Source organism: Sphingopyxis sp. SCN 67-31 (assembly GCF_001725095.1).
The window spans coordinates 26058-37846 of the sequence record NZ_MEFH01000012.1 but is presented as its reverse complement, the minus strand read 5'-3'; the positions used below and the strand labels follow the sequence as shown (position 1 = coordinate 37846).

11 protein-coding genes and 2 pseudogenes are annotated in these 11789 nt (G+C 63.6%); 8 read left to right on the top strand and 5 right to left on the bottom strand.

The genetic code is table 11. From position 1 onward, the window contains the following. Window positions 1-3 precede the first annotated feature (3 nt). Window positions 4-555 (top strand): annotated as a pseudogene (locus ABS88_RS01240) (ArdC-like ssDNA-binding domain-containing protein); the annotation flags it as partial. Window positions 556-686: 131 nt separating this feature from the next. Continuing rightward, on the top strand, window positions 687-1655 hold the full coding sequence (locus ABS88_RS01235; RefSeq protein WP_126027411.1) for an ArdC family protein: 969 nt from the start codon (window positions 687-689) through the stop codon (window positions 1653-1655). Here ABS88_RS01235 and ABS88_RS01230 read toward each other — a convergent pair. The 4 genes from ABS88_RS01230 to ABS88_RS01215 form a co-directional block, all read right to left on the bottom strand. After that, complete coding sequence (locus ABS88_RS01230) at window positions 1590-1943, bottom strand: HTH domain-containing protein (RefSeq protein ID WP_241231418.1); 354 nt, start codon at window positions 1941-1943, stop codon at window positions 1590-1592. The two genes, ABS88_RS01235 and ABS88_RS01230, sit on opposite strands and share 66 nt — an antisense overlap. Next, complete coding sequence (locus ABS88_RS01225; RefSeq protein WP_126027409.1) at window positions 1922-4057, bottom strand: hypothetical protein; 2136 nt, start codon at window positions 4055-4057, stop codon at window positions 1922-1924. The genes ABS88_RS01230 and ABS88_RS01225 overlap by 22 nt, the downstream gene beginning before the upstream one ends. Continuing rightward, the gene (locus ABS88_RS01220) at window positions 4054-5730 is read right to left on the bottom strand and encodes a hypothetical protein (protein ID WP_286748711.1); all 1677 of its coding nucleotides are present in this window, start codon (window positions 5728-5730) and stop codon (window positions 4054-4056) included. Before ABS88_RS01220 ends, ABS88_RS01225 begins: the two co-directional genes overlap by 4 nt. Before the next feature lie 107 nt (window positions 5731-5837). Next, window positions 5838-7355 carry a tyrosine-type recombinase/integrase gene (locus ABS88_RS01215; protein ID WP_353745033.1) on the bottom strand — a complete coding sequence of 506 codons (1518 nt, stop codon included), beginning with the start codon at window positions 7353-7355 and terminating at the stop codon, window positions 5838-5840. Between the two features lie 73 nt (window positions 7356-7428). Here ABS88_RS01215 and ABS88_RS01210 point away from each other — a divergent pair. From ABS88_RS01210 to ABS88_RS01195, 4 genes and pseudogenes are all read left to right on the top strand, one after another. Continuing rightward, window positions 7429-7827 (top strand): annotated as a pseudogene (locus ABS88_RS01210) (zincin-like metallopeptidase domain-containing protein); the annotation flags it as partial. 35 nt (window positions 7828-7862) lie between these two features. Continuing rightward, the gene (locus ABS88_RS01205) at window positions 7863-8474 is read left to right on the top strand and encodes a DUF6927 domain-containing protein (RefSeq protein ID WP_007015484.1); all 612 of its coding nucleotides are present in this window, start codon (window positions 7863-7865) and stop codon (window positions 8472-8474) included. 40 nt (window positions 8475-8514) lie between these two features. Then, window positions 8515-8721, top strand: a complete 207-nt coding sequence (locus ABS88_RS01200; RefSeq protein WP_041565064.1) for a hypothetical protein — start codon at window positions 8515-8517, stop codon at window positions 8719-8721. Next, window positions 8718-9224, top strand: a complete 507-nt coding sequence (locus ABS88_RS01195; RefSeq protein ID WP_007015486.1) for a thermonuclease family protein — start codon at window positions 8718-8720, stop codon at window positions 9222-9224. Before ABS88_RS01200 ends, ABS88_RS01195 begins: the two co-directional genes overlap by 4 nt. A gap of 358 nt (window positions 9225-9582) precedes the next feature. On the opposite strand, the gene ABS88_RS01190 is transcribed toward ABS88_RS01195, so the two are convergent. After that, window positions 9583-10041: a GNAT family N-acetyltransferase gene (locus ABS88_RS01190; RefSeq protein WP_007015487.1), complete on the bottom strand. Its 459-nt coding sequence runs from the start codon at window positions 10039-10041 to the stop codon at window positions 9583-9585. Window positions 10042-10242: 201 nt separating this feature from the next. On the opposite strand from ABS88_RS01190, the gene ABS88_RS24985 reads away from it, so the two are divergent. Continuing rightward, window positions 10243-10563, top strand: a complete 321-nt coding sequence (locus tag ABS88_RS24985; protein ID WP_353745032.1) for a M14 family metallopeptidase — start codon at window positions 10243-10245, stop codon at window positions 10561-10563. A 149-nt stretch (window positions 10564-10712) separates the two neighbouring features. After that, a complete protein-coding gene (locus ABS88_RS24980) occupies window positions 10713-11276 on the top strand; it encodes a hypothetical protein (protein WP_007015489.1) in 564 nt (187 codons plus the stop codon). The last annotated feature ends 513 nt before the right edge of the window (window positions 11277-11789 follow it).

The window sequence follows — 11789 nt, the reverse complement described above, 5'->3', positions numbered from 1 at the left end:
ACCATGTCAGCTTCACGTCGATCCAGCCGCGACGTCGCCGCGGAAATCACGGATCTCATCATCCGCAAGCTAGAGGAGGGCGTTCCGCCCTGGTCGAGACCCTGGCGATGCAGCGGCGCCGGCGGCCGCCCGCTCCGGCACTGCGGGACGCCTTACACCGGCATCAACACGCTCTATCTCTGGGCGCTCGGCGACGCGATGGGCTACCGTTCGCGCTTCTGGATGACCTATCGCCAGGCCGAGGCGCTCGGCGCCAATGTCCGGCGCGGCGAGACCGGCGCGATCTCGGTCTATTATTCGTCGTTCAAGAAAACCGAGGAGCATCCCGAAACCGGCAAGGAGGTCGAGAAGAACATCCGCTTCCTTCGCCACTACGTCGTCTTCAATGCCGACCAGATCGACGCGCTCCCGGCCTATTTCTACGCCCCCGAAGAACCGGAAACGCCGGTGGAACCCTCCACCCGCCAGGCGGCGATCGACGCCTTCTTCGACGCGATCCCCGCCGACGTTCGCCATGGCGGCAACCAAGCCTACTTCACGCCGACCTTTGACCATGGCCGTTATCTGAACAGTCAACCTGTCTCGCCGACGGTTCACTGACCTTCCATCCCATCGCTGAGCCCCTTGCACGCCCCTGATGCGGGCGATGCCGGCGTGCGCTCGCAGCCATTTTCCAGGAGATCAACATGGCATATCGCAAGCAGGTTGGCGACCGCGTTGACGTCTACACGCGCGTCACCGCAGAGATTATCGCGGCCATCGAGAACGGCGCCGGCGACTGGCGGGCTCCATGGCATCACCATGGCACCAGCGTCGCGCGCCCGGCCAACGTCAGTTCGGCCAAGCGCTATCGCGGCATAAACACCGTGGCGCTCTGGGTAGCGGCGATGGCGGGCGGCTACAGCGATGGGCTGTGGGGCACCTACCGCCAATGGCTCGAAGCGGGGGCGCAGGTCCGCAAGGGCGAGCACGCCACGACCGTGGTGTTCTGGAAGCAGGTGTCCTCTGCTGCCGACGGCGACAGTGACGAGGACGAGAACGGCCATCGCAAGATGTTCGCGCGCGCATTTTCCGTGTTCAACGTGGCTCAGGTTGATGGCTATGAGGCGCCGCCCGTCACGATGCTCCCGGACGCGGCACGGCATGCCGAGGCTGAAGCCTTCATTCGTAACCTGGACATCACGACCGTCTTTGGTGGTTCGGAGGCCTATTATCGTCCCTCGACGGACACTGTGTGCATGCCCCCGTTCGAGTGTTTCCGCGATGCCGCCTCGTTTTACGGTGTCTGGCTCCATGAGAACGGTCACGCCTCGGGCGCCAAGCACCGTCTCGATCGCGATCTGTCAGGCCGGTTCGGTTCCGCGGCCTATGCGGCGGAGGAGTGCTGCGTGGAGATTCTGAGCGGTCTCGTGCTCGCGGATCTCGGCATCGCCCACCATCCACGCCCCGATCACGCGGCGTATATCGCATCGTGGCTCGACGTGCTGAAGAACGATCCGCGCGCGATCTTCACGGCAGCCAGCAAGGCGCAGCAGGCCGCGGACTGGATGCACGCCCAGCAGCCGACGCCTCCGACGCAAGAGGTTGTATCATCGTCGCAGGATGGGGATGACGTTGCCGATGTCGGCATTTCGGCTGCACTCCTCGCCGCGTAGCAGAGCCCGCACCTGGGTGTGCTGAGCGAGGATATTCTCGCTCGCGGCTCGCGATTGCTCGCCGTTGTCGGCCGGCACCGGAGCGGCCCCTTGGCGCCCGGCTTTGGCCTCCCGCAGTTCGGACCGGATCGCAACCGCCCTGTTCGCGGTAGCGCGGCTCACACCCGCCTGCCGCGCCAGATTGGCGACCGACAGCCGTTCATCGGCTGCCACGAGCTGCGCCAGGGCCTCCCGTAACCGGCGTTCGGTTTCGGCGCTGACCGGTTTCATGGCGACGGGCTTGCCCACGGGGCGATCACCTTCTTCATACGGTCCCGATCCTCTCGGATGGCCGTGCGCTGGGCGGCCGACAGGCGCTTGCTCCTCAGCAGTGCATCGGCATCGTCGATGGCGGATTGCCATGCCGGAACATGGCGGCTCGTGATGCAGGAGTTCGGACAGCGATCCGGCGCGCAGTTCGAGAGCCGCGGCGCCGCACCTTCGTCGGCGTTCCGCAAGCACAGCGCGGTCGCGCGATCGAAGAAGCAGTCGTTGAGCACGCCCACATGCAGCGTTCGTGCGAGATGGGCGAGCATCGCTTTTACCCGCTTCTCGTCGGCCACTATACCGGGTAGGTCGGCGGCGGTTGCCACCCGCCTCATTTCCGCGGTGATGCGGACAGCCGCCGGGCCACCCAGCTTCTCGCCTCTTCGATGGCCCTCATATTGGGCGACGATGTCATCAAGCTGGCCGAGCGCGCGTTCCTGCTCGACCTCCTGCCGGAACCCCGATGCCGAGACCCCGGCATAGCCGTCGAACATGGCGACCGAGGCGTGCTTGTACTGGATCTTCCCAGCGACCACGCCGAACGGCCTGTTGGCTATATACCAGGCCAGCGTGCGCCGGAACTGGCGTGTGTTGAAGACCCAGTTTCGGCCGTCGACGAGGGGAACAACAGGTTCTTCGCTGGAGCCATATCGCCGGTCGAGGTGCTCGCGGTAGCGATTGATCTGTTTGACGATATGAGGGAGCGTGCGCTCGATGGCTGAGCCCCGGTCAAGCACGACCCACAGGCCGTCATGCTGGTGCGGTGCCCGGTGACGCGCGGCAAGGCGCTCGGCGACCTCAACAGCTCGTTCGACCGGTGCGATCGTCACCCATTCATCAACCTCACCGCGGGCACCGCGTCCCTTGTAGATCATGCTTTCTATCGCCAGGCGTTCTATCATTCCGTCGACGCTCTTTCGCCGCTTGATGCAGCCTGGACGCATTGCCTGGATCTCACCGTCCCGCATTCCGGTCAGATAGGAGCACAGGATGTAAGCTGCGGTCTGCAGATGACGCTCCTCCCGCACCAGGTCGAACGCGTCGAACTGCTCGCGCCATGCACGTCCGCTGTCAGGATCCTGAGCGATCGGCGTATCCATGCCGCCGCGTTCGATGCCGAGCTCTCCCACGGCTGCGGTGAGAAGATCATAGGCCTCTTCATTTTGAACCATATTGGTCGGATGAAGCCCGGCTTGGAGTGCGATCAGGCGCATGTTGATCACCTCGCCGCCATGGCGCCCAGACCGGAGGATTGCATGACAGATGCCTCCCAGGCGCCGCGGTGCATTCCATATCGGTATGCCCCGGCCTGCCTTTCTGCGGCCCTCGATCCAGCTCGTCATTTTTTCCACTACGCTGCCGCCGCGCAGAGGTCGTGGTCGCGCCGCATAGGCTGCCTCCAGCGCGTCGAGTTCCGCGCGGGCCGCGAAGATATCGGCTGCAAAGACGTCGATATACTTGATCGACCATCGTATGAGTGCCCCGATCACCGGCTCGGGTATGCGCGGCGTCAGGTTCTCCGACGGCCGACCATTGCAGCCCGCGACAGTATAGATCGCCCGCCCATGCCAAGGCACGAAGCGCAGCCCGCCATGGGTCAGGAAGGGCGCCAGACGGCGAAGTTGAACGATGGGGCGCAGACATTCCGCAACCCTGCTCGGTTGCAGGTTTCGTGCCTGGAGTCCGTGGAGATACGCATCGAGCGTCTCCTGGTTGATATAGGCGGCATCGAACCGACCGCTTCGCTCGCGAGCGAACGTCATAAAGCGGCGCAGCGTCGCCAGCGCGGTGCGGGTGGAGAGCGGGCGTAGTCGCCCTGCGCGATCGGGGAGCAACTCGTTCAACCAAGCATAGATATATTCCTTGGCCGTCAGACGCTCGAGAGGGCAGGCGATCCCGCTGAAGTCGATGGTGCGGAAGGCGTTGCGCGCGGTGACGTGGAAGATTGCGGGATCAAGATCCCAGATATCGTCGTGGAACCGCGACAGTCTGGCACGGTCGGTGCCATCCTTGAGCGCCATCGAAGCCAGCACGACATCATCATGGGCGCGTATCGCGGAGATGCCCGGTGCAGGGACAGGCTTGCTTCCGCTCATATTCGTGCCTCCACGGGCAGATAGAGCAGTTCCGGACCCGCCGTTTCAGCATCGGTGCGGGCTGCCTCGACCAGCGCCGACGGGAAGGCTGGCAGGATCTGCGTGGTGACGCGCCACCAGGCTCGCCCGAACTTGCTTGCCCACTCGTCGGTGTCCAGTGTTTCCCGCTGCGCGAGCATGAAGGATTGGAAGGCGACGAGCGCAGGCAGCTTGCGTACCGTGATCACCGCGTTCTCGCATTCAAGGCAGCCCCAGAAGGGCGTCGGGCACGCCTCGCCGGCCGATCCGAACGGGCTTTTGAAGAAGCTGCCGCAACGGGCAAGCCAGAGATCCTTGCTGGGGGCCGATCTTCGATGCGTTGAGGCGACACCCTGCTCCTGTGCAGCGGGTTGAAGTTCGTCGACGTCGGGCAACAGGATGGTCGGCCTCAGCGCCATTTCCAGCGCATCACCGATGGCCTCCGCGATGGTCCGTTCGTGGATGGGGCGGAGGGCCGGGATTTCGGCATAGTGCCGCGCCGCTACCGGTATCGAGTGCCCAACGGCGAAGTGCTCGAGCTGCCCGCCGGTCTTACGATACCACTCGGCCTTGTTGGTCTTGCGAAGGCGCGCCAGCGACAGGTGCAGCGGTGCCCCATCATCATCGAGCAGTTGATGATGGCCAACAAAGGCCTCAACGCCCTGGGGGCCATCGTCGCTGGGCAGGCGAAGCCCGGTGATGGTCCAGATCGCCCATAACCGATCGGTTCCGAGATGCCCTCGCGCCCGTTCGGTCAATGCGACCGCTAGCCTGATCAGGCCGCCGGGCGTCCCACTTCCGCCATCTCGCACACGCAGGCGTTTCCATTCCGATCCACGCGCGCGGCGCTTGTAGTATTCGATTTCGACATAACCCTTGGTGGGATTGCGCAGACAGTCCGCCTTGAGACGCAACAGGCACTCCATCTCCATGCCTGTCTCAAGAGACAGGAGAACGATGAACGCGATGAAGTCGAGCCGGGTCAGGTAGAAGCCGGCATGCAGGGCCTCCATCGTATTGTCGATCCCGCGATACCGGGCGAGCTGGACGAAGCGTCCGACGTCCCTGCGGCGCGTGCCGACCTGACCCAGGCGAACGATCGCCTCGATCACGGCGGTATAATGCTGGTGGACTCGACTGCCGATCTCCACGCGCTCCGGCAGCGCGGGTCGCGCATCGCCCAGTGCTATCCGGCGTCGCGCGTCTTCGATCTGTACCCGAGCGGCGTCTCTCAGTCGGCTTGCGATGCCGCTGCTATAGGCATCTCGAGGCTGGCTGACTCCGCCTTCGCCGTGGCCGATGAAGGTCAGGCGTGCGACGGTCTCCTGCGAGAGGACGCCCTCACGCATTTCCGGCGCGAGGCGCAGGAGACCGATCAGCGTTGCGAGAAGGTGACGCTGGTGGAAGCGCCCACCGCCATTGCGCTCCAGCCAGAGTTCATAGTCGTTGATCAGCTTCGTATCGATGTCGCCGAGCCGGCGCACCGACAGGTGATCCCTATCGAGGAACGTCCAGAACAGCCCCAGCTGCTTGACCTTCCGCCGAACCGACCGGGCAATGGGGCTTGGTCCCATCCGGCGTATATATTCCTCGAGGAACACCGCCATTTCGGCCGCCAGCTTGGGGCGTTTCCAGTCTCGCAGGTCCACCAGCACTTGGCTGCCGTCATCGCAGTGGACAGCGAACCGCCGGGGATCCAGCACTGTTGCGCCCACGGGCGGCGCTGGCACAGCTTCCGGGAAGCGAGCATGGTGCCCGCGCTTCACGCCGCCTCATCCGGTGTGAGATCGAGCCCCCACTGATCGACCGCCGCATCGACGATCGCCTGACTTTCGTCGAGATGATCCAGATAGATATAGGTGCTTTCGATCCGGCTATGTCCCATCAGCCGCTGCAGCTTGAGCAGGGGATCGCCGATCAGGCGCCGATAGACCGAGCCGCCTTGCCCGGCACCCCCGCCGGCGACCCAGCTGACCTGCTCGCGCAGAAGCAGGGCAAGCATATGGACGGCAAAGGCGTGCCTCAGCATGTGCGGGGTCACGTCGATCTCCAGTCCCAGCGCCTGGCAGCGGGCGCTCGCGCGCATGAAGACCGCCTCCCACGCCGGCATCGTCATTGGTCGTCCGGTTTCGGTGAGCCACAGGCTCAACGGTGCGAACGTGTCCGCATCGACGAGCCTGGCGCGTTCGGTCGGAGACAGGCGATCGACGCTGACGACGGCTTCACGATCACCGTCGACGACGCGAAGGGATCTGCGCCCATTTGGCGCCGCGAGGATCGGCCGCGCATTCGATGGTATGACGCGACCGCCTCGCTTGCCGACGGCATTTTCCCTTTCGATGCGCGCATAGTCGTAGAGTTGAGCAAGCAGCCGCACGGGCAGGCGGATATCTCGGCCACGTCCTCCCTTCGCCGTGGCTGCGGCAAGCCGATACGTCACCGATCGGATCGAGGGGACGTGGAGCTTATGGTGTGGCAGTTCGCCGAGTAGCAGGCTCGATGCTTCCTGCAGCCTCAGCCCCGTCGTGATCAGGAGCTCGGCGAACAAGGCGTTGCGCTCACCATGGCGCCCACGCCAGTGCGGATCCTCACGTCCATCCGGCAGTCGGCCTCGCAGGCCGACATCCCGGAACAGCATATAGCGCTCCAGATCGACGAAGCGCATATCACCCTTGCGCGCCCCAGGCTCGCGCGCGCAGTTTGCAGCTACGGACTGAAGCGGTCCGCCCGGTGCCGAACGGGTCCAGCTCTGGCGATAGGTGAACGGCATCTCGGCGATCAGATTCTGATCGCGCGCCCAGTGATAGAGCTTGTCGAGGGCCGCTACCGCGCGGTTCCACGACGCGGCCGAGATGCGATGGGGCGGCTCCGATAGCCGTCGAGCATGGTGGAAGGCGGCGACGTCATCGCGATCTGCCTCCCAAAGGGATTTCCCATTTCGGCGTTCGCCCAGGAACCGCATCCAGACCACGATATCGCGCGCATAGGCCCGAAGGCTGTTCAGCGAGCGCACGCCCATCATGGGACAGGAACGGAAGAACCGATTGAGCTGATGATCATAGCTTCCGTCGTCGTGCAGGATGAACGGCATCCCCTCGACAAGTCCGCAACTGTTGGCCGCCGAGATTTCGTCAGGCGTCAGCCCGTGAACCTGCCCATCGATCGCGACGGTGGAGGGGAGGGAGGAGAGATCGGTGAAGAAGAGCTTGGGGATGGGAAGTCTCCGGGCGCCGATGTTTTGCCGGGGTGGGCTCGAGCCCACCCCGGCAAAACATCGCACCTCAAACAGGAAGGCGATCGATCATGAACCTGTCCCATCATCATTGCGACTGTGAGACGGTCCGAAGAGTCGGGATAATATCCAGATGCCCAGCCGAACCTCGTTTCGCAGCATGGATCTGTACGCGTCGACGAGATGTCACGAGACCGTCCATTGGTCGGGCCACTCCGACAGGCTGGCCCGCACGTTCGGCAAGCGCTTCGGCGACAAGGCGTATGCGTTCGAAGAGCTCGTCGCCGAAATCGGGGCGGGGCTCTGCTGCGCGGATCTGGGTCTGCCGAATGTGCTGCACGATCGCCATGCGAGCTATGTCGGGCATTGGCTCGGGATCCTGCGCGGCGACAAGACCGCGATCATCCATGCGGCCGCCAAGGCAGAGCAGGCCTTCGCCTACCTCAAGAGCTTCGGCAGCGCGGCAGCTGAAGGCGAATGCCACGAGGATGACGCGCCGGCACCCGCGCTCGCAGCCTGACGTCGGCTTCTCACCATCAGAAAGGACAATCAACCATGGGATGGCTTTTCATGCCCTTCACGTCGATGGGAGGCCACAAGAGCGCCAAATCCTATCTCGACGCGCAACTGACTTACGAATGCACGCTCGACGACGGCACCACCCGCGGGCTCCGGGTGCTGGCGTCCTCTTGTCCCGGGAACCGGACCTATTACGCCGCGGCCCAGGAACTGGTCGGCGGCGTTCCCGGAAGCGTCTTTGCCGTCGTTTGCCTGGTGCGCTGGAACCCGCGTTCGCGCGATGGCCACCAATTTGGATACAAGGACATGAGCGAAAACATGGGACCGTGCGAGGCCGACTGCCCTGCTTCGATCCTCGACCTCCTCTCGCCGACCGACAACAAGCATGCTCTCGACTGGCGCGAACGGTGCCGCGCCAACATCGCCCGGCGCGCGCGCAAGCTCTCGGACGGCGACCGCATCCGGCTCGAGCAGCCGGTCACCTTCAGCGACGGCCACGTCGCGCAGGAGTTCGTGGTCTGCAAGCGCCAACGCAGCCTCATGTTGCGCGACCCGGCCAACGGCTGCTTCTATCGGATCAGCCGGCTCATGGAGCGGGCCTGGTCGATCGTGCCCGTCACCAAAATCCACAAGACGGTGTTCGCCTGAGCATCAATCCGTATATCCTCGTGATGAAGTGGATCATGTCATGACAATCGCCATCGAAAGGAACGGCCTCTCCTCCAAGCGCGGACTGCTCTGCAGTCGCGAGAACGCCATGCGCGTCGCGGGCCGGATCTTCGATCATTCCCAGGAACGGGTCAGCATCCTGCGCACCGCGGACCCGCTGCAACCCTTCCGTGTATCAACCGACCCGGCGACGCCGGGCCTCATCGTGCTCGAAATGGTCGCATGAACCGCCTTGTCGTCCTGGCGCTTCTGCTGGCGGCCGCCAGCACGCCTAGCGATGCCGCCGAGGACACCTCGTTCAGCGCCAAGGCGCGCGCCCTCGACGGCGATACGGTCGCCACCGACTTCCGTCTGCTCGGCGTCGATGCGTTCGAACGGCGTCAGCTATGCGAACGCGCCGGCGCCTGCTGGGAATGCGGCAAGGCCGCGCAGGATCTCGCCGCGCGCACCTTACGAGGCGGCGACGCGCAGATCCGCCTGTCTTCGCGCTCGAGCTATGGCCGCCCGGTGGCCACCGTCTCGATAGATGGTAGAGACCTCGGCGAAGTCATGATCTCCGCCGGACTCGCCATTCCGCAGCCGCAATATCTGCGGTCCGATCCCGCACGCTCCGCGCGCTACACGGCCGCGTTCGCCCAGGCGCAGCGGCAACGCGCCGGAGCCTTCGCCGGAAGCTGGCTGGAACCCGCCCGGTGGCGGCGCGGCGAGCGGCTAACCTGCGAACGGTGAGGGCGGGGACAAGACAACCGGCTCGATCGCCACATAGGGCCGAACAAGGCGCCGAGCGGGAATCGCCTGACTTTCGCACACTGCGGAATGACCGGCTCGGGCCGATAGGCGAATGTCCGGATTGGAGCCGGGTCGCGGGGACAACCGACGCTCGCGCGGGGGTCGGCAGCCGACCAGACCCGGTCGTTCAAATCGACCATCTTCTACGTCTGCTCCTAACAGAAGCTGCCGATGGAATGCTTCGGAGCGGGCTGCCAGGAAGCTGCAGGCCCTGTGAGCATGTTCGCTCTCCGTTCTTGAGAGGCATGTCGGCGCCGGTAGCGCTCTCGCAAACGCGGCACGCGAACGCGCTGCTCAGTCAGATATAGAGCTTATAACCTATATGCGTGGGTTGAAATCCCAATCGATCATAGAAACGATGTGCATCCGGCCGGGCCTTATCTGTGGTCAGTTGGACGAGGGTGCAGCCACGCTCCTGACAGGTTTCGATCGCCCATGTGAACATGGCCTCACCGATATGTTCGCTCCGTCGCTCCTTTGCGACGCGCACGGCCTCAATCTGGCCTCGCATCGAACCACCGCGTGACAATCCGGGAATGAAGGAAAGCTGGAGCGTGCCGATAACGGCACCTTCGTCGTCGGCGACGACGAGAAGCTGGTTCGGATCAGCCTCGATCTGCGCGAACGCAGATGTGTACTGAGGTGATACTCCGTTACCCGCGCTTTCCCGCCCTGCGCCCAAGATGTCATCGGCTAGAAGATCGATTATTGCGGGAAGATCGACAGAGGTTGCTCGTCGGTAGATAATTTCAGCCACGAGAAACCCTCAAAACTGGCTACGATTATGATTGCTGTCCGCCCAGCTTAGCGGACGAAAAGCCGATGACCACCCCTTCGACGCCACGACCCGGGAAGTGTTTCGTAACACCTCCCCTGTTGTGGGAAGATATGTAATATCGCAATCTCGATCTGAACCGCGACTATGCCAAGCTCGATGCGCCGGAAAACGCGCGCGATCGTGAGGCTGCTGCGCGATCTTGATCCCGCGCTCGACATGGATTTCCACGTTAGCGATGGCTTCGACCACCAGTATGATATCACCTTCACCTATGCGGGTTGGGAAAAATATGCCCGGCACCGCGCTACGGCTGATTGGCTGGAGCAGCGCTTCGACCCAGTCGTCAGAGATGACCTTCGGCGCGCCGGGCACATCCCCGGCGTTTATCCCAGCGCGGTCGATGCCCATGATCCCGCCAAGGGCATTCGGTTCAGCCCGGAAGGGCCGCGCTATTCCACCGGCTATGGCGACTTCATCGGCGTGCCGACCGTGTTGGTCTAGAACCATGCGCTGAAGCCGTATCGCCAGCGTGTATTGGGCAGCTACGTATTGATGGAGGCAGCATTGCGCCTCGCGGGCGAGGACGCACAGCGCATCGCCGACGCCAAGGCGACGGATCGCTCCGCTCGCCAGGCCGAACTGATGACCCGGTGGCAGCCGGCGCAGCAGCCGTCGGCTTCATCGACGCATTCAAGAGCGTGGCGTTCGAAACCTATCGCTTCCCCGCGTCAGGCCGGCTTGAACAGCGCTGGCTCGGCCGCCCGATCCACTTCAGAATGCCGATCATCGGCCAGACCGCGACCGAACAGGCGAAGTTGCCCACGGCATGGTGGGTGCTCGCGGGACAGACCGAGGTCGTCGAACGGCTCACGCTGCACGGCATCCGCTTCGAGGTGATCCCAAGGCCGCGCACATTGACGCTCGACCATGTCCGGATCCTCGATCCGAAACTGAAGCTAACGAGCGAAGGGCGGATACCGGTTGAAGCCCGCCTTGTGCACGAAGATCGCACCACGACACTTCCGGCCGGCACCTTACGGGTGCCCAGCGATCAGCCGCTTGACCTCCTTGCGGCCGTACTTCTGGAACCGAAAGTCAGGATTCGCTGTTTGCATGGGGCCTCTTCCATGCTGCGCTGCAGCCGGGGCCGGGCATCGAGGATTCTGTTCTCGCGCCAATGGCAGACCGGCTTCTGGAACAAGATGTCAAGGTGAAAGCCGAGTTTGAAGAAAAGCTGGCAACCAATCGCGCGTTTGCCAATGATCCGGATGCACGTCTCGCTTGATTGGCTCACCGGCTTTTACCGACAGATCCGTATTCCGCACGCTATCCAGTCATGCGCGAAAGATGGTGAGCAGTTTGGCGACTGTTGCCATCCGGAGTGGGATGAAACGGCGACAGGAGCTTGAGCAACCAAGCCAACAAGGTCACCCTTCAAATGGCGAAGGGCACGCCGAAAAGCCGGCCTTAGGCATTGGGTGTGGTTTCAGGCATCTCCATGGTCATTCTCCTATCGCGACATTGGCATCTGCGAGAGGATTGCCGACGAGAACGCGCAGGAGTGGCTTCTGGAGCTCTTGCCGATCTGACGCAGACGTTCGCATCCGAGGAGGCGATGTTTGGCCCCGACAAGAGCTGCCGGTTGATATGGTCAAGGGCACCTTTCGGTTACGCGCCCCATTCTGGTCATGGTCGGAACCACCACGAGCACCCCAATCCCGTCATGG

Coding starts and splice junctions, on each gene's coding strand:
- ABS88_RS01195 (WP_007015486.1), top strand. CDS start 8,718: ATGAACCGCCTTGTCGTCCTGGCGCTTCTGCTGGCGGCCGCCAGCACG.
- ABS88_RS01235 (WP_126027411.1), top strand. CDS start 687: ATGGCATATCGCAAGCAGGTTGGCGACCGCGTTGACGTCTACACGCGC.
- ABS88_RS01205 (WP_007015484.1), top strand. CDS start 7,863: ATGGGATGGCTTTTCATGCCCTTCACGTCGATGGGAGGCCACAAGAGC.
- ABS88_RS01225 (WP_126027409.1), bottom strand. CDS start 4,057: ATGAGCGGAAGCAAGCCTGTCCCTGCACCGGGCATCTCCGCGATACGC.
- ABS88_RS01200 (WP_041565064.1), top strand. CDS start 8,515: ATGACAATCGCCATCGAAAGGAACGGCCTCTCCTCCAAGCGCGGACTG.